This is a genomic window from Rhizobium sp. 01T444 (assembly GCF_056398305.1).
On sequence record NZ_JBFTPD010000004.1, the window covers coordinates 135,659 to 157,323 of the forward strand.

The window sequence follows — 21,665 nt, forward strand, 5'->3', positions numbered from 1 at the left end:
ATTCAGATACCGTCACGATGTTACTGCTCCTGGGAGTCGCCAACGATTTTCAGGGTCGATCGTTCTGCTGGAATTGGCTTGATTTCCCGCCGCAGAACGCGCGCAAGCACCTCATCCTTGGGCCCGAATGCCGCAAGTTTACCGTCCTTCATCATCAACACGAAGTCACAACCGGCAAGCGCGTTAGGTCTATGCGCAATAATAACCACGATACCGCCGCGCCGGCGCACGGCAAGAATTGCTTCTGCAAGTGCAGCTTCTCCGTCAGCATCCAAGTTGGAATTGGGTTCGTCCAAGACAACAAGAAAAGGATCCTTGTAAAGCGCGCGCGCCAGCGCGACGCGTTGCCTTTGACCGGCAGACAGCATCGAGCCACTTGGACCAATCTGGGTTTCATAGCCGTTCGGCAACCGCAGGATCATCTCGTGCACTCCGGCGATTTCAGCAGCAGCAATAACCGCTTCAGCCTCAGCATTTGGCTGAAATCGCGAGATGTTCTCGGCAACAGTGCCCGAGAAAAGCTCGATATCTTGTGGCAGGTAGCCGATATGTGCACCGAGGGCGGTGTCGTCCCATTGATCGAGCGCGGCGCCGTCAAGCCGGACCGAACCGCGATAGGCAGGCCAGATCCCCGTAATCGCGCGGGCGAGCGACGATTTACCGGACGCACTCGGACCGATCACGCCGACAGCACTACCTGCATCGACCGAAAAGCTGATTCCCATGATGGTGAAGTCTTGCCTGCCGGGGGGACCGCTCACGAGCTGTTCCACAGTCAGCTGGCGATAAGGTGCGCGTAGCCTGAGCGGGGTCGTATTCTCCGGCAATTCACGGAAGGTAGTCTTGAGACGTTTCCATGCTTGCTGGGCTGAAACAAACCCCCGCCAGTTGGCAATCGCCTGTTCGACTGGCGCCAGTGATCGCGACGTAAGAATAGACGATGCGATAATGATCCCGCCGGTCGCCTGGTTTTCGATTACCAGAACGGCGCCAGTTGCAAGCACTCCGGACTGCAAGACCGCCCGGAAAATTTTGGAGATCGTGGAATAGACGTTGCCGGTGTCGGAACCTGCGCGCGACATCATCCGGTATGCATCATTCTGTTCGAGCCACCTGTCGGCCAGATCGCCCCTCATTCCCATGGCCTGAACGACTTCGGCGTTCCTCTGGGCGGCCTGCAGATAAGCATTGCGCCGATTGCCGAGTTCGGTCGCCTGTTTTGTGGACACCTGCGCTGCTCGATGGGTTAGGAATGTCAGCGCGACCAAAACCAATGCGCCTCCGATGGCAATCGCTCCGATGATCGGATGAAACATAAAGCATATCGCGATGTAGATGGGCATCCAGGGCAAGTCCAGAAACGCCGCCGGGCCAGAGCTCGAAAGAAAGCTGCGGATCTGGTCAAAATCGCGAAGGGTTTGCAGCCCGTCGCCGTCAACCTTTGTTTTGACTGGTCCCATCATGACCGAGTTGAAAATACGCCCGCTCAGCACCTCATCGAAGACGCCGGAAATACGGACGAGCATACGGCCGCGCAAAACATCGAAAACGCCCTGGAAAACGTAGAGAAGAAGTGCGAGCAGCGATAACGCGATGAGAGAAGGGATGCTTCGACTGGGAATGACGCGGTCGTAAACCTGCAGCATAAAAAACGAACCGGTCAGATAGAGAATATTGACCAGAGCGCTTGCCAGTGCGACGACCACGAACGCGCTCTTRCAGCGCGAGAAAGCCTCGGCACCCGTGTTCTTGTTCCGTGGCAGCACAAAGCCAGCTATCAAATTATTCAAATCTTCGACACCTTCTGAACAGCGCTCAAAGGTAATTCCCCCTCCGGCGATCTACTCTGTAACATCACAGAAACGTCTTAAAAGATATGCGACACTGTGACGGCAAGGTCGCGCCTCCGATCTCGAACCTAAAATAAAATAAATTTTGGGTAAAATAGAATCTCTCAACAAAATTAATGTCAACATGCGCCTCGAGAGAGCATAACAACACAGCAGGAAAGCCGAGAGATAAAACAACTTAGCGCTTGTTGAGATATCTACATCAAATCAGCCCAAATTTGGACGACAACTCGCGTCTATGGGGTCCATCCGTGGCAGTACTAAAGATCGATTGCCCCTTTTACCGGGGTCAATAGGTCAATATCACGTCGTCATAACCGAAGAACGCTTTGTTCGCGCCGATAAAAGCGATGTCCTGCGCCGCCTTCCCGCCAGATCCGTCCGCGTCGTAGGAGACTACGCCGCTTGCCGAATTGTAGATCACTTGCGGTCCGCTGCTCGTCGCAAATGCTCCTACCTTGGTCAGGATCGTGAACGCCGCCTCATCAAGAATATGATCGCCGTTTGAATCGAGCCCCGCAAATACCGACTCCGATAGCATGATCTTATCGTCGTCACTGAAGTCCCAGATGGTATCTTTGTTTGCCGCCCCCATCTCGGCAAAGTAGAACGTGTCCGCTCCACCACCCCCATAAAGAGAATCAATGCCGCCGGCGCCAGCGATTGTATTGCTCTGGACATTGCCGCTAATCATGTTGGCGAGAGCATTGCCGATACCGCTGATTTCGGCGGCCCCGGTAAGCCGCAAATTCTCGACGAATGACTCACCGCGGAGATCGACGCCGACGGAAGACCATATCGTATCCTTGCCGCCGTCGGCCAATTCACCGGTGACGTGATCACGGGTATCGTTGAAGACATAACTGTCATCACCGGCGGAACCGTAATAGAGATCGGCACCTTTGCCGGCGGCGAAACTATCGGCCTTGTCCGTGCCTGTATGTGGTGTGGGGGGCGTCGAAGGAGACGTAGGTGTGTCGTCTGCCCATTGCATGGTCGCAGAGAGCGACGTCTGGAGATTGTGCGTATCGAAGTTCGCGGTAACCGTATTTTGCAACATGGCGAGCATCGACCAGCCCTGGCCGTCATTGGCCTGAACCACAGTTGATGTTCCGCTCTGGATGACCCGGATATGGCCATCTGCGATCAGGTCACTACCGCTTCCCCATCCCAAGCGCGCGGCAAGAACCGAGACATCGATAACGTCGCCATTCGCGCCGACTTGAAAATCCGTGATTGTATCTCCGCCTTCGCCCAGCGCATGATAAGCGAAGCGGTCGTGTCCGGCCCCACCGGTAAGCAAATCGGCTTTGTCACCGCCCCAGATATAGTCGTCACCGTCGCCACCCGAGAGGTTATCAGCGCCCAGACCGCCAAGAAGCTTGTCGGCAGCCGACGTGCCGACAAGGGTGTCATTCCCGGGCACGACGCCGGTGAGCAGCACCGTATTGATGAATTTGACCATCGACTCAGGGATGTTGTATCCCTGCAGAAGGCTCTCGAAGACGCTGTTCTTGACGATATTCGCCTCCGGCGAATTCGATATGATGAAGGCGTAGTTCTGTATTTCACGCAGGATTAGGTTGTCGACAAGCGAATTGCGGGCGTCGCCATCGCCATATTCATAGAACTGTATACCGTAGGCATCGCCGACACTGCCGCTGTTCGTGAAGGAATTTCCTATGCCGCGGAAATCGCCGAACATGCGCGAATAGAACGAAAGATCATCCGTATAGACTCCGTTCCGGCTCTCCGAATGAAAGTCATATGCCGAGTTCGATGCGTCGTAGACGACCGAATTCTTGGCAAGGAAATTGATTTCGGCGCCATAGGCAGATGCGCTTGCGGCGTTTGCGATCGTTCCGATGCCTTGAACCGCAATGGCCTGGCCGACGTGCTCGGCAAAGAGGCCGTCGATCAGCGTGTTCAACGATGCACCGGTGTGAATGGCAGCATACAGATTGGCGCCGATGATATCAGTCAGGTGGGCATTGACGTTGTTAACGATATTGATGCCACCGGAACCGTCCTTTATCGTAACGTTATCGACGACCGCATCGACCAGATTGCGCAGGTTGAGCAGATCGCCGCCGGTCGTGCTGTATTCGCCGCTCACGCCGTCGATCGTGCCATTTTTGATCGTAAACTGGCCTTCGGCATAGACGGTCGCACGGACATTGGTCGCGTAAAGGTTCTGCTCGACGAGCGAGCCCTCCAGAACGACCGTGTTACCATTGATGGCGATGACTTTGGCCGCCTGCCCAAGCTTCGTCGTCTGGCCCGCATCACCGGGATCGATGTGGTCTCCTGGCAGGCTGTCATCTGCAGTCACCTTTATCCAACTGCCGACCTGTATGTTCTGCGGCAGGGTTGCATAGGTAATGGTTGCATTGTTCGATGCGTCGGATCCAAGCGTGACGCTTTGTAGGGGCGATTCCGCTCCCCCAACGCCGAGAACTCTCTCAGTAGCCGTGACCTGATGCAGGGTGCCGCCGTTGAGATCTATGGTGACATCGCCTGATCCGATTGCGACATAGATGGCCTTGCTGACCGTAATATCGGCATCCTTTGCCAGGACAACCGTGCCGCCACCATTGGCGACGGTCGCAAGCGCTTTCCGCAATTCGGCTTCACCGGCTGTGGCATCGAGATAGATCGTGCTGGGCATCAAAATCTCCAGGAGCATCAGTGCTGCAGGAGTTATTTTGAGGGCCACAGTTTTAAGATCGGCATCAAACAACCGTTAAAGTTTTAATCAACTATCGCTTTTTTTAGAATAATCCGGACAGCCTACGACCGAAAGGCGAAAAACTCCCGCATAACGAGAACCTTATTCCATCTTGATTGCGACATCGGAAAGAAGTGAAATGTATCCCGATTGCGCCCTTTCATCGGTACGTTTGAGGGACAGGACGGAAATCGGCGCTTTGAAAAAGACGTGATCGTTGCTGATGCCGAGGGGGCCGAAAGAGACCGGCCAGGTGGCCGGCTCCGGATAGGCGTTGCTCAACCTATTGTTGCCAAGGAACCAGCGCATGTCTGGCACGATGACGGGCGCACTGAAATCTCCGGCCAGCAAAACAGGCTCGCGGGTCTCCCGTAGCGTGCGTGTAATGGTGAAGAGCTCGAAGTTATGGAATGTATCGAACCACATTTTGGAAAGACGAGTGGCAAAAACGCGGACGCGCGTTCCATCAATAGAAAGGGAAGCGGCGGCCAATTCACTGCCAATAGGGCTCAACTGCTGGAAACGAGGATCCGCAAGAGGCTGGCGCGACAGAAGCATGACGGTGCAGCGTGAACTGGCTGGATCGTCGCAGCCGACGCGAAATGGATAAGATTGGCGGGCGAGATCACGCCGGCTGGCAAGAGAGCTGGCACTTGTCACGACAAGAATGTCGGCATTGGCCTCGTCGATCGCCTGTCCTAGTGCCGCATCGTCCACCTTTTCATCGACAATCTTGATCGAGAGCAAGCGCAAAGCCGGCACCGCACTTGGCTCAGGCGCCTGAGCAAATTCCCTGAGCGCCAGAATCGGGTGAGCAATCAACACGACACAAGCCGTACCAAGCAGCAGGCTATACCAATGCCGCACGAAGAAAGCGGAAAGAAGGATGATGGCAAGGCACACGACACCGATCTGCATTTGCAGCGCACCGACGATCGCCGTGGGCCAAAGATCGGAGACGTATTGGACGGAAACGAGGAGGAGAAGGAGGGAAACGATGATGCAGACAACGCGAAAAACATTATGTCTCATTCATATCGGTCCTGCGATGCGAAAATGCCTCGGGTATCAGGCCCGTCAGGATGAGCCTAAAGGTTCCGCCCGCCCTGATGGCGTTGCGACGCTAACAGAAACTCGGGGAGGCGCCACCCAAAATGACAACGGACAATCCAAAGCTTTTTCTGGCACTGCACACAAAGCAGCTTCCACCGGCCTGTTGTCCATGCTTTATATGCCCCGCGTTCGGCACCGATAGAACTGAGATGTTCGCGCAACAAGGAGATGGTGTTTAATGGCACGCAGCTTGAACAAATTCCTCTGGCTGAGATCGCTTTTGGTAAAGGCTAAGTACCATTACTATACGAGGTTCTGGGGGATGAACATTCATCCGACGGCAACCTTCTCGCTGAGCGTTCGGCTGGACAAGACCTATCCCAAGGGCATCTATGTTGGCGAAAAGTCGTATGTCGCATTCGACGTGGCCATTCTTACTCATGACAGAACGCGTGGCCTTTATCGCAACACCAAGATCGGCAAGCACTGCTTCATCGGCGCCAGAAGCATAATCCTGCCGGGTGTCGAGATCGGCGACGAGTGCGTCATCGGTTCAGGAAGCGTCGTGACCAAGAACATACCGTCGCGCTGCATCGCCGCCGGCAATCCAGCAACCATCATTCGCGAAAACATCGAGGTCGGCCCCTACGGCCGCTTCCTTTTCGCTGACATCCCCGAAGCTGAGCGTGCTGCCGATCAGAGGAAGAGCGGCACGAATGTCCGAAAGGCATAGGCACTAGCCTCTTATTCGCGCCCCCCATTTTCGAAGAGGCGGGTGGCAGGCAAAGCGACGAAGGTATTGGTCATCGGCCGCAAGGGTCGCGCTATCCCGTCAAGCTTTTCGGCAAGCTCCGGATCGCGGCTCCTGAAATGCGGCAGTAGAACATCGATCCAGGTGACCATCCCGGGCTCGACCTCCTGAGGATATCCTATCTTTGCCTCCAATTGATCGGGGTGGAGATACATCGTCGCGGCAAATCCGGCGATTGCCCGCAACCTCTTTTCCTGGTCAGGAGTGAGCGTGACATTGTTGACATCGGCAAGCCGCACGAGGATCGCGATCGCATCCATGGCGAAATTCTGATACTTCAGCGAACGTCCGCCTCGGGAAAGCTCGCGCGGCAATCCGCCGTCATAGGGCGCTTCATCCAGCGCTGACTTCAAAATATCCATCGACCAGTCGAACCGCGTGCGATCCTGCAGGTGAACTGCCATCAGGCCAACCGCAGCAGCGGCCCAGTATCGATGGTTGCTGTTGCCGTCGAGCCAGACATATTTGGGCTCGCGCGGCGCCGGTGTGAATTCTGCAACGAGCATATCTGAAAGTTTGGTGAACCAGGCCCTGATGGGCGCGTCGGCAGAGCTTGGCGGCGGCGCGATTTCCTTTGCCACCGCATAGGCGTTCGAAAAGGAAATCGTTGTCCACCCCCCTGCGAGAACCGCCTGACGATGTCCGAGCGGATCATTGTCCTCGACCCCGCCGAGCAGCGCATTGGCATCCGCCCAGACCCGCGTCTGCCGCACGATGCAATTGGCAGCGTTTCTTCGCTGTCTTGGCACATCAAATGCCGCCTGCATCATTTCCAGCATACTCTTCGTCACGGCACCTGTCGGCCACAAGCGCTTTGCGAAGGCTTTCATCGCGACCGGATCGACCTCCGACTGCGTGTAGCTTGGCTTATAAAAGCTGAACAGCTTACTCATGTCGATCAATGGCGCGACTGGTACCGGGCATATGAAAGGACGAACTTTCTTGCCAGCACCGGCATCTTGAGCCTTGGCAGCTGGCAGCTCGAAAAGATATCGAAGCGGCTCTTCGGCGCTTGCCGGAACTCCGGATACGAGCAGGGCAAAAATCAGCCACAATACAACGCGATTGAAAGGCTCTGCCTTCCGGCGGGCCTTTGAAGCCATTGGCATATGTCTCTCCGATTCCGGTGATTGGCCGTGCTCTTCGTGGCAGATAACCATAAAGGGATGTTTGCGGCAAAGTTAACGTTTACCGGCCATTTTCTCCTTTTCAACCCAGACCGCAATGTCTATGTTGCACCGCAAGATCAGGGCCGCACGCCGTGCCGCACGCTGAAGGTTAAACAGCTCTACTGACATATTCTCGAACAATAGAGTAGTCATGCCGAAAATCACACTTTTCTCGACAAGTAATCTAAAGCAGGGTCGCTCCGAGCATCTCCAGAGGATGATTGATTCGATCGCAAGCGCCAAGGCCGCAGACCCTTCGATCGATGTCCACCTCTATCTTCTTCTGCAGAATGTTCCGGACGACGCCGCCGATGCCGACTTTCCGGAGTGGATCAGCACGCGACGTATCAATCATCAGATTTCGCTTTCCGCGGCTCGCAATCTCCTTCTTCAGGACGTTGTTAAGGCCGGTGTCGTGACCGCCGATAGCATCTATGCCTTCCCGGATGACGATTGCTGGTATCCGGAAAACTTTCTAACACTGGTTGCTAATCTGTTTTCAGAGAAGCCGGAGATTGATTTTTGGTTCTGCCGCTATAGCTCAACACCCGAAATCCGAAGTGTTCTGGCAACGGAAGCACCTGCATTGCAGAAAGTGATATCGAGAGCATCATCGAACACATTCTTCTTCCGCGGACGGCTGCTGCCGAACTTGGCGGCATTCGACGAAACATTGGGAGTCGGTGCCCGTCTCAATGGCGGCGAGGATACCGACTACGCGATACGCGCTTTCTATCTCGCCCGTGGCACCCTTTTTACGGATGCAGCGCTCGTCGGCCATCGGGACCACGACGCAAGCCTCAAGCCGAAATATTTCCCGGGGACGCTTTATGCCATCGCCGCTCACAAGAAGCGGAGCCTGCCCGGCGTAGTCGCCTTCATACGCAAACTTCTTGTCGGCGTATCCTTGGTCATGAGCGGAAAGCTGCCGCTTTCAAGCTATATTGCTGCGGTGCGGAATGCGTAATGGCGGTGAGAAGCTCTTGACGTCTTCGCTCAATGTCAAAACGAGGCGCGCATGAATCGTAGTTCCGTACTCTGGTCGGCTGTTCGCAACTGGGGACCGCGCTTTGGCACGATCCTCACCTTTTTCGTGCTCGCCCGTATTCTCGATAAAACCGAGATCGGGATGTTCGCTGCTGCCTACGCGCTTGTGTCACTGACGGAGTTGTTTGCCGATAACGGTTTCGGTGATGCAATCGTGCGTACTCAGGACGTCACGCGCGGCATGGCGACCAGCATCCTGATCCTGAACTTCGGCCTTGCCGTCCTTATTTATGGACTGCTGACACTTTTCTCCGCCGAAATCGGCGGCCTCCTTGGCGTCACAGGCATAGAGCCGGTATTGCAGCTCGTCGGCCTCTCACTGGTTCTGAACAGCTTTGGCTATGTTCCGCAGGCCTTGCTGCGCAAAGAGTTCCAGTTCAAGCGTCTTGCGTTCCGTTCGCTGGCGTCAACCGTGTTCGGCGCGCTGACCGGACTGGCTATGGCTTTCCTGGGTTTCGGTGTCTACAGCATGGTCGGCCAGTTGCTGGCGACCACGCTGATAAACGTTGCCTTTCTCTGGTACCCTCCCGTGTTGCGGCCTGCTGCTCCGCAAGTTACCGGAATGAAGCACGTTCTCCATTACGCCTTGGGTATCTTCGGCTCCCGCGTGCTCAATTACGCCTCGCTTCGAATGATCGAGATCGTCATTCCGATCTTTTTCGGGCCGGCGGCACTCGCACTCTATATCATGGGGTCGCGTGTTCCGGCGGTGGTCGCACAGATGCTGACCGCCGTAATGGTCGACGTCAATCTTCCGCACTTTTCCCGTCTGGTTGATCGGCCGCCGCTCCTCAGGGAGGCGTTCTATACGAGCCTGCGATCACTTTCGATGATTTCCGCGCCGGCCTTCATTTCCATCGCGGCGCTTTCGCCTGAGATCGCCCGCATTTGCTTTGGAAGCAACGGCATAGATTCCGATTACATCATGTTCCTGGCAGCTGTTCTCGGAGCCGCCCAATCCATCGGTTACTGCAACGAGGTCATGCTGAACGCATGGGGCCTGCCGCGTGTCGTTTTCCGCATGCAATGCTGCGCCGCACTTCTCGTTGCGGCTATGCTGACTATTCTTCAGCATAGCAGCGTGTTTACACTTGTAACAGCTTATGTTTGCTGCCATATAACAGTTATTGTCGGAGGTATACTTTACGGATCTCATAAAACTGAGGTCTCAGTAAAAACAATGATAAGTAAGTGCGGAGCTTTCTTCTTGTCGGCTCTCGCCGCTTTAGCCGCGGTTCATTTGACAAGGTCTTATGCCATCTCACCGGATTATCCCATATTGCTGAAAGCGATGATGCTGGGAATGCTGTTCGTCGCCACTTATGTTGTTGGTATCGGGCTGCTCGACCGGGACGCCCTGCGTGGATGGTGGAATAGAGCGCGAATGATAAGAGCCTGGAAAAAGGCGTAGTTTTCCAAGGAAACGAGTCGTCATGTTTAGAGAAATAGCTGGAGACTTCCGAAGTCATAAGAGAGCGCTGATCTCACAGGGCTTCTGGGCGCTTGCCTTTCACAGATACGGAAGCGCCGTACGTTCGATAAAATTCGCGCCCATCCGTCTGCCACTGAAAGTCATTCACCTCTTTCTTATTAAATTTTCCGAGATCTTTTTCGGAATATATATCGGAGCCAACGCGAAGATCGGCGAGCGATGTGTCATCGAGCATTTCGGATCGATTATCGTCCATTCGGAGGTGCGGATCGGCAATGACGTCCGTCTGCGTCAAGGTGTGACGATCGGCAACAAATCGGCCGACAAGCCAAACGAGGTGCCGATCCTACACAATGGAGTGGACGTCGGCGCGGGTGCGAAGATCCTCGGAGCCGTTGTCATCGGCGAACGTGCTGTCATCGGCGCGAACGCCGTCGTCGTCAAGGACGTGCCGGCTGGAGCTATCGCTGTCGGCGTGCCGGCGAAGATCAAATATAAAGAAGCGCCCGGCCCCGCCATCGTCCAGCCAAGATCAAACAACAATCGCTGACCGAACATCGCTGCCAACCGGCAATCGATTGTTGAAACTTAATTAAAGCGCCCAATGCATTCCGATGTCGTCGAGAACCTTCTTGCGGGCATGATAATCTTGCCTGAACCGACGTCAGTCGGAGCATGTCCCGCCAATCGCCTCGACGATTGTCGGGACCATGACACTTGCCGCAGCTGCAGCGGTCGGATGGACGCCATCCGGGATGCCCGTCGAGAGCTCGTCACTCGATAACTTCTCCCAGCCGGCGCTATGATCGATGACCGCAACGTTCCATTCTGCGGCAACGCTGCGGTGAGCCGAAATGTAGCTCGCTAGAAACGGCCTGATCGCCCCCCGCAATCCCGACATCGGGTTCATCACCATCATGAATATCCGTGCGTCGGGCAGTCCCATCCTCAGCCGTTCGAGGATGGTTGAAAAGTTCCGCCGGCTGACGCCGAGCCCCATCCAGCGGTTCAGAGCAGCATCGTTGGCGTAAAACTCGACGAGCACTATATCCGGGCGCTCGGCGATCACGCGGTCCACAGAAGATAAGGCCCATTCCGTCGTTGAGCCGCTCTTAGCCACAACGGCGATATCAACGGGACGGTGAAGGCACTGCTCGAGAGCATTCTCGAGACTTGCCTGCCACCCGCCCCGTGCCGTTAGCGATGTCCCGAATGTTACGATCTTCAGTCCTGCCGCGGCCACATCAGCCCCCTGCAGAAGAAAGAGAGCGATCAAACCGGCAGCAAGTTTCATCAGCCATTGGAACCGGCAGCAACGGTCGTGGGCGCCGCTCGCCGTTTCTTCATCTGCATGATCTTCTCTTCGAAGAAGACGAAGGAAGCAATCGATACGACCATCGTCAGAATGAAGGCGGTAACAATCTGCATGATCTGGAAGACCGTCCCGTCCCGCATCCCCGTTGCTATCGCGACAAGCCGTCCTGACGGACCAAGCAGCAGACCGTGAAACAGGTAGAAGCCATAGCTGACAACACCCACACCGCGGATCAGCGGAAGCTCAAGAAACTGGGTCGCGCTAGAGTTCTGGCAGACCGTCACCAGCAAGATCAGCAATCCGGAGAGAACCGGAGCAATGATCAGGGCCGCGTTCGGATGTCCGCCAAAAATGAAATAGAGGTGCTGCAGCACGAGAAGCACACCGAGCGCAAGGATCGCCAAACCGGAAAAACGTAAGTTGACCGTGCCAAGCTGTCTGGCGACGAGGCCGAAAACTCCGCCAACTGCGATAGCATAAAAGCCCGACAGTGAGTTGACGCGGAACATGAGTTCGTCGCCGAACACCCACAGGCTCGAAACCGCAAGCAGCAGAACCAGGAATATCAGAAGGCTGGACCGCCAGAATCGGGATGGCAGCCAGATGAACAGCRGCGGGAACAGCACGTAGAACTGCTGCTCCACCGAAAGCGTCCACAGGTGAGACAACGGCCCCAACCAATCATGCCTGACGAAGCCGATATAGATATTCGTCGTATAGGTCAGGAGCCAGCTGATACTGCCGTAAAATTTGTCGACATTGTCGCCGGCGACTACGGTGACGGTCGACAGGAAGATCAAAGCGAGCGTCAGATAATAGACCGGGAATATCCGCAAGGCACGATTGCGCATGAAAAGCACGATCTCGGTTGAAGCATCGGAGCTGCCCGCTTCGATGCGTTGCCGCGCCCGAAACAGGATTGGCACGATGAGAAAGCCGCTCAGGGCGAAGAATACCCAAACGGCAAGCGTGCCCGATTCCGACCTTTTGGTCAGGCCTGCATGATCGGTCAGAACGAAGAGAACACATATCGCGCGAAGGCCGTCGAGACCTTTGATGGCTTTGCCGACACCGAATACCTTCTGATAGATTTCGTGCATACTGGTTCCTTGGCAGGTATTGATATCAGACCGACGAGATGAAAGTGACGCCCGGCCAGCAATGCTGACCGCAACAGACGTCCTGGAGCTTCATCGGGCAGCTTTGACGGAATTCTGGAGCCTTTTGCAAGGGTTGGCGATGGAGCGCTCTCCAGCTTCTACACTTAAATCAGGCCTAAGACTATCAACGGAATGCAGCCGTGCCAAGCCATAAGCCCCTTCACGCCAGCATAGCAGCGAGCCATTTTCGATTGGCACCGTAGCACAACGGTGGGAAGCGCCAACGGCGCGACTGTGACAATTTCGCGAAATATTGTGATCTCGCTAGGACCCGTTCCGAATTTTGTTGCAATGCGGTATCATATCGGAATTCGTCGCCAATTTCTCCTATCCGAATTGAAGCTGGAGAGAAAATGCTTCTGGACGCGATGACTCTGGGGTCCTAAGAAAGCAGGGACAAAATCGTTCTCGGCTCTTCTCAGGTACCGACAGACATAACCGCTGCCAATAATGACACGCGGAAGCATAGACCGGCGTGCATGGGTGACAGCGGTAAAAATCTTGCTTGAATCATCGATGAAAATCGAGCGAACGAAAGGCTTTCAATGACGCTGCTAGCACCTGCTTCCCCGCCGCCGGCCGACAGCCCCGCCTATGGTTACATTCGAGGTCTTGACGGTTTGCGGCTTGCCGCGGTCTTGATCGTCGTCGTGGCTCATTTCCGCCTCTCTGCCGCGATCCCCGGCGGTTTCGGCGTCACGATTTTCTTCGCGATCAGCGGATTTCTGATCTCGAGGCTGCTGCTATCGGAAGAACGGCATTATGGGAAAATGTCCCTGCCGCGCTTTTTCGCCCGACGATTTCTACGGTTGATGCCGCCGCTTTTTCTGATGATCGCGATAACCCTGCCGATCTACCTGATTTTCGATCGCGAAAACGTGGTGCTCAGCCAGATTCTGCTTGCGATCTTCTATCTYGGCAACGTACCGGTCGTGATGAATGTCTTCACTCCGATGCCCGAAGGAATTCACAGCTACGGTCCCTTGTGGTCGCTGGCTGTCGAAGAGCATTTCTATATGTTCTTCCCGTTCCTGCTCCTGGCACTGCGCACATGGTCTTCTCGCGTTACGCTTCTTATCGGCGTCCTGATTTTCAGCCTTGCGCTGCGCATCCTGGCCGCCTACACCGTTACAGACCCGGAAAGCTTCAACTATTATTTTACGCTGACGCGCCTGGATTCGATCGCCTGGGGCTGCCTGCTGACATTCGGGCTCGCGAATGAAGCAACCAGAAACCATTTGGTCAAATTTCGTGGCTGGAAGACCTTCCTGTTTGCCATCATTCTTCTGCTTGGCGGCATTGCCTTCCGCAATGAGTTTTTTCAGGATACCTTCCGCTACACCGTTCACGGTCTCGGCATGTTTCTGCTGATCAACGCCTTTGTTTTCGGAACAGCAACGGAAAAACTCGTTCGCCTGGCAGAATGGCGGCCCATCCAGATGGGCGGGCGCATCAGCTACGAGATGTATCTTTGGCATCTGCACGTATGGTTTGTCGTCGGGCTTGTCCTTGCCGGAAACTACTGGCTCCAGTTCTCAACGAGCCTGATCCTGACAATCGTTGTGGCCTACGCGTTCTATAACCTGACGACGACGGCGACAAAGCGCTGGTCCAAGAAAGCCGGCAGCAAGAGCGTCGAAGACGAACGTCAGAAGGTTTACCGGACGGTACCGGCCGCTGATGAAACTGATGTTTCCGAAGCGAGAACACGCACCGCCAGCTGAAGCGGGACACGACCGAAACGGCTTTCCTTGTTGGGAAAGCCGTTTTCGATGGGCAACCTGTCAAGCACTTGCCGCCTGAAATTACCTGAAACAGAGATTGGAACTGCTCCGCTGGTTCAGCCTGAGCTGCACTGGATACGCGGCCCGTTCGGACCGCGCCTCTCTCCTCATTCCATGGCAGCCGCGATTGGACGCAGCGATCCGATGCGGCCGATCGCATACTTGACGATAATTGGCCCGACAACGCCTGCCGTTGTCGCAAGCACGAGAAGCAAAAGCGCCTGATCGCTGACCGAGAAGAACCGCCCGAAGACGGCCTTCACCGCGCCGACAAACATCGTGTTCAACAGATAGATGGCAAAGGCGTTCTGGCCAATGAATTCCAGGAGGCGATTCTGGTTGCAAAGCCGGGAGCGGATGAGGCCATGGAACACGACGAGCGATGCCATGCCAACGAGAAAATAGCGCCATTCGGAATCGAACGAGACATAGAGAAGCACGAGGAAGACAGCTATCGCAGGAATGAAATACCGCTCGACGAACGGTTCCCAATCGCCCCTGTGCAGGCAGGCAATGCAGCCGGCCATGAAGAAGGCATAGAACATGAAGATGCGGTTTATATAGATGTAGTCCAATATCGCGTCATTGTAGAACATCACGACATGCAGGCCGAACATGATGATCGACGCCGCAAACAATATGTTCAGGCTTACATTCATGCGCGAGAAGAGAAACGTCGTACCAATCGAAAAGTAGAAAAGTACGATCAGGTACCACACGAACATGGATGGGCTTTGCTCGGTGTGGATGAAGACATGCTGGACAGAAAGCAGTAGGTCATTGACGGGTTTGTCGACCGATACGAACTGGCCCGCGAAGAATTTTCCAAGAATGACGATCGCCGCCATAATGAAGAACGGAATAAGAAGCCGCTTTGCGCGCTTCGACGTGTAGGCGGACAACGAACCCTTCAATTTATGGGCGCCGACATAGACGAAGACATAACCGCTCAGGAACATGAAGAGCGGCATATGGAAAGCATAGATCGCCTTACGCAGACCGATAGCCCATACGGGGAAGGCAGCGTCATAGGTATGCCCCCAGACGACGAGGATGATAGCCAATCCTTTGAGGCGTTCGATATCACCCAGCCATTTGCGCTGAGGTCTTGCTACGGGCTGTGGGGCTGCATCCATCTGCGACGTGTTCGCCGCGTCTTCTTGCTGGGACATATGATCTCTATTTATCATTTGAGATTAAAGGCGGGCGTTGTCGGGAATATCACGCTGTCGGCGACCTGCAAAGCATAAAGCGCCCACGGCGCACGCTGCGGCCACTGGTAACGATATTGATAGGCTGGAGTCGACTTTCAGCAGAGGAACGTCATTGCGCGTACCGGAAAGCAACTTCATTCGTGCTAATCGACGAAATTCCGACCAGATCGCCCCTCACCGGCGCATTCGCTTCCGCCGGGATTGAAGCTCTCTTCCACTGCGCATAGCGGCTCGGGGATCCGCCACCACCTCCCTCTGTCACCAAAACTTCACGCAGCCTTCAAGAAGCTGTCGCGTCTGCGCGCTAATCGTCGGCCAAACGTAATGCAATTTTTTTTGCAGAGGAGAAATTTATGTCACCCAAATTGCAGAGTACGGTCGCGGCCAGCATTGTCGCCCTGATGTCCATGGTGGGTTCGGCCCATGCCGAAACGACCGTGAAGTTCTGGCACAGCTTCAGCAAATCCTCCGGCGAGGCGCTGAACAAGATCATCGCCAATTTCGAAGCTGCCAATCCCGACCTCCATATCGAAGGCGAATTCGTCGGTGACTACAATGATATCGTTGCCAAGCTGCAGGCGGCCATCCCCGCCAACCGTGCGCCTGATGCCGTCATCATGGAAGTCACCCGCTACGGTCTCTTCGCCGACCGCGGCGCGCTGATCGACCTCACGCCCTATTTCAACGCCGACCCGCTGAAGGACGACCTTTACGACTACGCGCGTGAGGTCGGCGTCTACAACGGCAAGAACTACATCGTGCCGTTCAACTCCTCCACGCCGGTCCTTTATTACAACAAGGACATCCTGGCGCGTGCCGGCTTTACGACGGAACCCTCGCTGAAGACTTTCGCAGATATTCTTGCCGTTTCGAAGACAATCACCGAGAAGCTCGGCGCGGAAGGCATCACCGGCATTGCGGCCCCCGGCCAGTTCGCTCGCTGGGGTCTCGTGATGTCCAACGACAGCGAGCTGATCAATTCCAAGACCAACGATATCCTGCTCGACTCGCCGAACACGATCGAAGCCTATCAATGGATGGCGTCGCTCGTTCACGACCAGAAGGTTGCCTCTCCCGATGGCGTCACTGATGAGGATGTCGGCCGCGACGCTTTCTTCGCCGGCAAGGTTGGCATTTCGCTCAACTCGACGGGTGATTACGGCGGCGCCAAAAAGGCGCTCGGTGACAAGCTCGAAGTCCGCCCGATGCCCTGCAACAAGGTCTGCTCCGTTCCGATCGGCGGTGCCGGTATCGGTATCCTGTCGACCTCGCCGAAGGACGTTCAGGACGCTGCCTACAAGTTCATCAGCTATGCCGCTTCGCCGGAAGCCAATGCCATCTGGTTTGCCGCGACCGGCTACCTGCCGATCAACAAGAAGAGCGCTGCCCAGCCGGCCGCCGCCGAAGCACTTGCCAAGAAGCAGGGTATCGACGTCGCCATCAAGCAGCTCGAATTCGCCCATGGCCGTGCTCGCCCGCCTGTCGTCACCTGGATGCGTACAACCGAGTACAAGATGTGGGAAGCCATGGCACTCGGCCAGCGCGATGTCACAGAGACGATGAAGGACTTCGCTGAACAGACCCGAGAAGAAGCCAAGCGTTCCAGCAACTAAGCCTCCCCCAAGTCAAGAGGGCGGGCCTTGAACGGCCCGTCGTCTCAACTGTTTCGGTCCCATGTTGCGCAAACTCACACCCTATCTCCTCGTTGCACCGCTGATGCTCTTCATCACGGTCTTCACCTATATTCCCGTCATTACCAGCGTGAACCTCAGCTTTCGGCACTGGGACTTCCTGTCGCCGACCATGCCTTTTGTCGGTTTTGACAATTACCGCCTACTGCTGAATTCCCGCGACTTCTGGAATTCGCTGCAAGTCACCGCCATCTTCGCGCTGATTTCAGTACCGATCAGACTGGCGCTGGCGCTGGCTGTCGCAAGCTATCTCGTCCGCGAGACATTGCCCTCGCGGCTCTTGCGAGGGGCGCTCTTCCTTCCCTCCGTCACATCGACCGTCTCGATTGCGGTCGTCTTTTCCTGGGTCTTCGCCACCGATTATGGCATGGTGAACGCCGCGCTGACCTCGCTCGGCCTCGGCAAGGTGCAATGGCTGCAGGATCCGCAGCTTGCTCTGTGGGTGCTGATCTTTGTCAATACGTGGAAACAGCTCGGCTACGATATCGTCATTTATATCGCCGGCCTGCAGGCCGTTCCGCAGGAGCTCTATGATGCCGCCGCCGTCGATGGCGGCCGGCGCTTCCATGTGTTCCGCCGGATCACCGTGCCGCTCGTCATGCCGACCACCTATTTCCTGTTGGTGATTTCCGTGATCGAGGCCTTCCAGGTCTTTACCATCGTCAACATCATGACCCATGGCGGCCCTGCAGGTGCTACCGACATGCTCGTCAACCTGCTCTATCGCGTGGGGTTTACCCTCTTCGACATCGGCAGGGGGTCGGCGCTCGCCGTCCTGCTTTTCATCTTCCTGATCGTGCTGGCGCTGATCAAATCCCTCGTCATCGGCCGGAGGGTCCACTATGAAGCTTGAGAACCCAATCATCACCGGCCTCGCGCTGCTTGCCGGGCTGATCTTCCTGTCGCCCGTGCTCTATTCGATCTGGATGTCCTTCGAGACGGTGCAATCCTATTACACGGGCAGGTACGAGTTCACGCTGGACAACTATGTTCGTGCCGTAACCGAGTACAATTTCGCTCGCTATCTTCTGAACAGCATCATCGTCTCCGGCCTGGTGACGCTGCTGGGCATCACGGTCGCGACCATGGCTGCCTTCGCCTTTGCACGCTACAGGTTTCGCGGCGGCAACCTGCTCTTCGGCGCCACCGTCGCCACGCTGATGATCCCGAGCCATATAAGCCTGATCCCTAATTATCTGACACTCGCCAAGGCCGGCCTGCTCGATACCTATGCCGGCCTCATCCTACCGGCGATCTCGAACGGCTTTGCCGCCTTCTTCCTGCGCCAGTATATCAAGGGCATTCCGAAGGCGCTGGACGAAGCCGCCTATATGGATGGCGCAACACCGCTGCAGGTGCTCTGGCGGGTGATCGTGCCGATCGCACGGCCGGCCATCTTCTCGATGGGCCTCTATATCTTCATCACCGAATGGAACAATTACATCTGGCCGCTCGTCGCCGTCGGCAAGGAGGATCTCTACACGCTGCAGATCGGCCTTGCCCGCCTTTATCGCATCAATCCCGGCGAAGGCCTGGTCGATTGGCCGCTCGTCATGGCCGCCTGCACCCTCAGCATGTTGCCCGTGCTGCTCGGCTTCCTACTGGTCGAGCGCCACCTCGTGCGCGGCATCACGCTCGGCGCGGTCAAATAATCATGAACAAGGACAAGCATAGAATGACACGCATCGCTTCGCATCGCGGCGGCACTCTGGAGTTCGGCGACAGCACGCCGCAAGGTTTCGTCGCAACGGCAAAAATGCCGCTGGAAGAGGTGGAATTCGACGTCCATCCTACTGCCGATGGCGCGATCATGATCCATCACGACGCAACGCTTGACGGCACGACGGATCGGAGCGGCGCGATCGCCGCCATGACCGAAGCGGAGGTTCGCGCCGCCGTCATCAATTACGGCGCCGGCGGACATCCGATCTCGCTGGAAGAACTCTGCGCAATCTATTCCGACAGCAAGGTGAATTTTCGATGCGAGGTCAAGCCTGGCGTCGATGGCCGCCCCTACGACAACTTCGTGCCCCGCGTTGTGGAAACGCTTGCACGCCATAACATGCTCGAAAGGACGATCTTCTCTTCCTTTCTGGTGGAATCGCAGGATGCGCTTTCGGCGACCACCAGCCGGCCGAAGCTCTGGCTCGTCAGCCCGCCAGTACTGCGTCAGCTTGGAGCCAGGGCCGTGATCGAAGTCGCGAAAGCGCATGACATCCCCGAAATCGGCGTTCATGTGGATACCGCCGATTCCGCTCTCAAGGCCGAAATCATGGCAGCCGGTCTCGATTTCGGCTGCTGGGCCGCCCATTCGGCACGGCAGATCGAAAAGGTGCTGGCGCTCGGCGTCAAGGTCTTCACGACGGACCGGCCGAACCTTGCGATTGCCATTCGCAACGGCTTCGGGGTGGAGGCGGCACAATGAGCGGCATCACCCTTCGCAACATCAGAAAGTCCTATCCCGGCGGGCCGGAAGTCCTGCACGGCGTGTCCATGGATATCAAGTCGGGCGAGTTCGTCGTCATCGTCGGCCCGTCGGGCTGCGGCAAGTCCACGCTCCTGCGCCTCATTGCCGGGCTGGAACGCTGCGAAGAGGGCGATATCGAAATCAGCGGACGGCGTGCGAATGACCTTGCGCCGCAGGATCGCGATATCGCCATGATTTTCCAGAATTACGCACTTTATCCGCACATGACCGTGCGCGAAAACATTGCCTTCGGCCTGGAACTGCGCGGCATGCCCAAGGCCGAGCGCAATGCGCGGGCTGAAAGTGTGGCCAAGACACTGCAGCTCGAACCCTACCTCGATCGCAAGCCGGGTGCGCTCTCCGGAGGCCAGCGTCAGCGTGTGGCGATGGGCCGGGCCATGGCGCGCAACAGTTCCATCTTCCTGATGGACGAGCCGCTGTCGAACCTGGACAACGCGCTGCGCGTCGCCATGCGCACCGAAATCAAGGAGCTGCACCGCCAGCTCGGCGCCACCATCGTCTATGTCACGCATGACCAGACCGAGGCACTCTCATTGGCCGACAGGATTGCGGTGATGAAGGACGGAGATCTCCTGCAGTTTGACACTCCTGAAGCGATCTATGACCAGCCGCAGAACCGCTTTGTCGCGGGCTTCCTCGGCGTTCCCGCGATGAATTTCCTGCCTGTCGAACATCTTCCCGGCTGGCAGGGCCGGCGGGGGCTGACCGCCGGATTAAGACCCGAATCCTTGGCGATCCGTGCCGAGGAACCTGCGGAACCCGCCCTACCCGTGCGGCTCATGCTGTCAGAGATGACAGGTTCTGATATCATCCTGCATTGTGACAGCCCGGCCGGGCGCATCACGCTCACCAGTTCGCGTAAAGATGTGCCCCGCCATGCCGACAACTTCTGGGTCATGTGCGACCTTGACCAGGCCGTGTTTTTCGATAACCAGAGCGGGAGCCGCGTCGATCTTTCAGCCGGAGATCGTCGAATTTAGACGCCGCTGACCGCTCCTGTCTCGGAAGCGGCACCGCAAGAAGTGATGCAATGGAAAGACAGAGCGAAATTCCGCAGCTTCTCGGCGATCTTATCAGCCGCAACTCGACAAAGCTTACCGAAGCCGACACGCGCCTTCTCGACGTGATGATGCAGGATCCCATTCGCGCGGCGATGGAAAACGGCAAGGCCGTCTCCTTCCGCGCCGGAGTGCATCCAGCTTCAGCGGTGCGGCTGGCACGCCGCCTCGGCTTCAAAGGTTATCCTGAATTCCGCACCTTCCTGCAGGCGAACCTTATCGAAGGAGGAGGCGATTTCGAAAGTCCGKCCGCCCGCATGGCCGCCCGTCTCGTCCGGGCGGAAGACGGCGGCGTGCTTTCCTCCGTTCTCGATAGCGAGATTGCAGCCCTCCAGCAGGTGCGCAACGCCGTCTCCGACGCCGATGTCAGAGGCTTTTCTGAAGTGCTGCGCGATTGCCGCCGGGTCTTCGTCTTCGGGCGTGGCCATTCTGCCGCCCTCGCCTCGCTCATCGCGCTGAGGCTCAATCGCTCGGGCTATCCGGCAGTCGATCTCGCCAGCCAGATGCATCTGATCGCCGAAGCGCTTGCGACATTGGGACCTGGCGACGTCGTCTGGCTGCTCGCTTTCCGCAAGGCCTCGCCGCTCATCCATCAGATCAGAAAGATTGCCGCGGAAAGAGGCGCTAAGGTCCTGGCGCTGACCGATCTGCTCAGCGCCCGCATCGATCCTGCACCCGACCGTCAAATCTCGGTTTCCCGCGGAGAAGCCGGCGAGTCCCAATCGCTCGTCGTTCCCATGACGATCGCCAACGCTGTCATTCTCGACCTCGCCGCCATCGACGACGGCCGCTCGCTGCGTGCGCTCAGTGGTTTCAAGGCGTTTCGCGCGGACTGCGGTCTATCGCCGGTGATCCTGTAGCAACA

General features: G+C 56.5%; 19 protein-coding genes. 12 read left to right on the forward strand and 7 right to left on the reverse strand.

The window, feature by feature from the left end; all coding sequences use genetic code 11:
* Nucleotides 1-20 precede the first annotated feature (20 nt).
* The 3 genes from AC1DTN_RS08985 to AC1DTN_RS08995 form a co-directional block, all read right to left on the reverse strand.
* Complete coding sequence (locus tag AC1DTN_RS08985) at nt 21-1,766, reverse strand: type I secretion system permease/ATPase (RefSeq protein ID WP_477920668.1); 1,746 nt, start codon at nt 1,764-1,766, stop codon at nt 21-23.
* A 373-nt stretch (nt 1,767-2,139) separates the two neighbouring features.
* On the reverse strand, nt 2,140-4,518 hold the full coding sequence (locus AC1DTN_RS08990) for a type I secretion C-terminal target domain-containing protein (RefSeq protein WP_477920536.1): 2,379 nt from the start codon (nt 4,516-4,518) through the stop codon (nt 2,140-2,142).
* Between the two features lie 162 nt (nt 4,519-4,680).
* Entirely contained in the window at nt 4,681-5,610 is a 930-nt protein-coding gene (locus AC1DTN_RS08995) for an endonuclease/exonuclease/phosphatase family protein (RefSeq protein ID WP_477920538.1), read from the reverse strand.
* A gap of 259 nt (nt 5,611-5,869) precedes the next feature.
* Here AC1DTN_RS08995 and AC1DTN_RS09000 point away from each other — a divergent pair, with 259 nt between their 5' ends.
* Nucleotides 5,870-6,364 carry an acyltransferase gene (locus tag AC1DTN_RS09000; protein ID WP_007823267.1) on the forward strand — a complete coding sequence of 165 codons (495 nt, stop codon included), beginning with the start codon at nt 5,870-5,872 and terminating at the stop codon, nt 6,362-6,364.
* Between the two features lie 11 nt (nt 6,365-6,375).
* Here AC1DTN_RS09000 and AC1DTN_RS09005 read toward each other — a convergent pair whose 3' ends face one another.
* Nucleotides 6,376-7,551 (reverse strand): alginate lyase family protein, encoded by a 1,176-nt coding sequence (locus AC1DTN_RS09005; protein WP_442206727.1) that lies wholly within the window; start codon nt 7,549-7,551, stop codon nt 6,376-6,378.
* A 27-nt stretch (nt 7,552-7,578) separates the two neighbouring features.
* On the opposite strand from AC1DTN_RS09005, the gene AC1DTN_RS09010 reads away from it, so the two are divergent.
* The 4 genes from AC1DTN_RS09010 to AC1DTN_RS09025 are packed head-to-tail and all read left to right on the forward strand — an operon-like array spanning nt 7,579 to nt 10,640.
* Entirely contained in the window at nt 7,579-7,737 is a 159-nt protein-coding gene (locus AC1DTN_RS09010) for a hypothetical protein (protein WP_477818473.1), read from the forward strand.
* 25 nt (nt 7,738-7,762) lie between these two features.
* Nucleotides 7,763-8,578 (forward strand): hypothetical protein, encoded by an 816-nt coding sequence (locus AC1DTN_RS09015; RefSeq protein WP_442206728.1) that lies wholly within the window; start codon nt 7,763-7,765, stop codon nt 8,576-8,578.
* Nucleotides 8,579-8,629: 51 nt separating this feature from the next.
* Nucleotides 8,630-10,069, forward strand: coding sequence for an oligosaccharide flippase family protein (locus AC1DTN_RS09020; protein ID WP_442206729.1), 1,440 nt, complete (start codon nt 8,630-8,632; stop codon nt 10,067-10,069).
* A 22-nt stretch (nt 10,070-10,091) separates the two neighbouring features.
* Nucleotides 10,092-10,640, forward strand: a complete 549-nt coding sequence (locus AC1DTN_RS09025) for a serine O-acetyltransferase (protein WP_442206730.1) — start codon at nt 10,092-10,094, stop codon at nt 10,638-10,640.
* 114 nt (nt 10,641-10,754) lie between these two features.
* Here the strand turns inward: AC1DTN_RS09025 and AC1DTN_RS09030 are convergent, their stop codons facing one another.
* Both AC1DTN_RS09030 and AC1DTN_RS09035 read right to left on the reverse strand, forming a co-directional pair.
* Nucleotides 10,755-11,384 carry an SGNH/GDSL hydrolase family protein gene (locus AC1DTN_RS09030; protein ID WP_477920542.1) on the reverse strand — a complete coding sequence of 210 codons (630 nt, stop codon included), beginning with the start codon at nt 11,382-11,384 and terminating at the stop codon, nt 10,755-10,757.
* On the reverse strand, nt 11,384-12,505 hold the full coding sequence (locus tag AC1DTN_RS09035) for an acyltransferase family protein (protein WP_477920544.1): 1,122 nt from the start codon (nt 12,503-12,505) through the stop codon (nt 11,384-11,386). Before AC1DTN_RS09035 ends, AC1DTN_RS09030 begins: the two co-directional genes overlap by 1 nt.
* Nucleotides 12,506-13,110: 605 nt before the next feature.
* Here AC1DTN_RS09035 and AC1DTN_RS09040 point away from each other — a divergent pair.
* Nucleotides 13,111-14,289 carry an acyltransferase family protein gene (locus tag AC1DTN_RS09040; protein ID WP_477920546.1) on the forward strand — a complete coding sequence of 393 codons (1,179 nt, stop codon included), beginning with the start codon at nt 13,111-13,113 and terminating at the stop codon, nt 14,287-14,289.
* A 167-nt stretch (nt 14,290-14,456) separates the two neighbouring features.
* Here the strand turns inward: AC1DTN_RS09040 and AC1DTN_RS09045 are convergent, their stop codons facing one another.
* Nucleotides 14,457-15,521, reverse strand: coding sequence for an acyltransferase family protein (locus AC1DTN_RS09045; RefSeq protein ID WP_442206734.1), 1,065 nt, complete (start codon nt 15,519-15,521; stop codon nt 14,457-14,459).
* A gap of 395 nt (nt 15,522-15,916) precedes the next feature.
* Here AC1DTN_RS09045 and AC1DTN_RS09050 point away from each other — a divergent pair, with 395 nt between their 5' ends.
* The 6 genes from AC1DTN_RS09050 (at nt 15,917) to AC1DTN_RS09075 (ending at nt 21,660) form a co-directional block, all read left to right on the forward strand.
* Entirely contained in the window at nt 15,917-17,176 is a 1,260-nt protein-coding gene (locus AC1DTN_RS09050; RefSeq protein ID WP_477920548.1) for an ABC transporter substrate-binding protein, read from the forward strand.
* Nucleotides 17,177-17,237: 61 nt separating this feature from the next.
* The gene (locus tag AC1DTN_RS09055; RefSeq protein WP_439017877.1) at nt 17,238-18,107 is read left to right on the forward strand and encodes a carbohydrate ABC transporter permease; all 870 of its coding nucleotides are present in this window, start codon (nt 17,238-17,240) and stop codon (nt 18,105-18,107) included.
* Complete coding sequence (locus tag AC1DTN_RS09060) at nt 18,097-18,906, forward strand: carbohydrate ABC transporter permease (RefSeq protein ID WP_477920550.1); 810 nt, start codon at nt 18,097-18,099, stop codon at nt 18,904-18,906. The genes AC1DTN_RS09055 and AC1DTN_RS09060 overlap by 11 nt, the downstream gene beginning before the upstream one ends.
* Before the next feature lie 23 nt (nt 18,907-18,929).
* Complete coding sequence (locus tag AC1DTN_RS09065) at nt 18,930-19,679, forward strand: glycerophosphodiester phosphodiesterase family protein (protein ID WP_477920552.1); 750 nt, start codon at nt 18,930-18,932, stop codon at nt 19,677-19,679.
* On the forward strand, nt 19,676-20,722 hold the full coding sequence (locus AC1DTN_RS09070; RefSeq protein WP_477920554.1) for an ABC transporter ATP-binding protein: 1,047 nt from the start codon (nt 19,676-19,678) through the stop codon (nt 20,720-20,722). Before AC1DTN_RS09065 ends, AC1DTN_RS09070 begins: the two co-directional genes overlap by 4 nt.
* Before the next feature lie 50 nt (nt 20,723-20,772).
* Nucleotides 20,773-21,660 (forward strand): MurR/RpiR family transcriptional regulator, encoded by an 888-nt coding sequence (locus AC1DTN_RS09075; protein ID WP_477920556.1) that lies wholly within the window; start codon nt 20,773-20,775, stop codon nt 21,658-21,660.
* The last annotated feature ends 5 nt before the right edge of the window (nt 21,661-21,665 follow it).

Bases quoted from the DNA above. Each gene is read 5' to 3' on its own strand.
- AC1DTN_RS09000 (WP_007823267.1), top strand. From the start codon at position 5,870: ATGGCACGCAGCTTGAACAAATTCCTCTGGCTGAGATCGCTTTTGGTA.
- AC1DTN_RS09005 (WP_442206727.1), bottom strand. From the start codon at position 7,551: ATGCCAATGGCTTCAAAGGCCCGCCGGAAGGCAGAGCCTTTCAATCGC.
- AC1DTN_RS09060 (WP_477920550.1), top strand. From the start codon at position 18,097: ATGAAGCTTGAGAACCCAATCATCACCGGCCTCGCGCTGCTTGCCGGG.
- AC1DTN_RS09050 (WP_477920548.1), top strand. From the start codon at position 15,917: ATGTCACCCAAATTGCAGAGTACGGTCGCGGCCAGCATTGTCGCCCTG.
- AC1DTN_RS08990 (WP_477920536.1), bottom strand. From the start codon at position 4,518: ATGCCCAGCACGATCTATCTCGATGCCACAGCCGGTGAAGCCGAATTG.
- AC1DTN_RS08995 (WP_477920538.1), bottom strand. From the start codon at position 5,610: ATGAGACATAATGTTTTTCGCGTTGTCTGCATCATCGTTTCCCTCCTT.
- AC1DTN_RS09065 (WP_477920552.1), top strand. From the start codon at position 18,930: ATGACACGCATCGCTTCGCATCGCGGCGGCACTCTGGAGTTCGGCGAC.
- AC1DTN_RS09030 (WP_477920542.1), bottom strand. From the start codon at position 11,384: ATGAAACTTGCTGCCGGTTTGATCGCTCTCTTTCTTCTGCAGGGGGCT.
- AC1DTN_RS09045 (WP_442206734.1), bottom strand. From the start codon at position 15,521: ATGTCCCAGCAAGAAGACGCGGCGAACACGTCGCAGATGGATGCAGCC.
- AC1DTN_RS09055 (WP_439017877.1), top strand. From the start codon at position 17,238: ATGTTGCGCAAACTCACACCCTATCTCCTCGTTGCACCGCTGATGCTC.
- AC1DTN_RS09025 (WP_442206730.1), top strand. From the start codon at position 10,092: ATGTTTAGAGAAATAGCTGGAGACTTCCGAAGTCATAAGAGAGCGCTG.
- AC1DTN_RS09015 (WP_442206728.1), top strand. From the start codon at position 7,763: ATGCCGAAAATCACACTTTTCTCGACAAGTAATCTAAAGCAGGGTCGC.
- AC1DTN_RS09070 (WP_477920554.1), top strand. From the start codon at position 19,676: ATGAGCGGCATCACCCTTCGCAACATCAGAAAGTCCTATCCCGGCGGG.
- AC1DTN_RS09020 (WP_442206729.1), top strand. From the start codon at position 8,630: ATGAATCGTAGTTCCGTACTCTGGTCGGCTGTTCGCAACTGGGGACCG.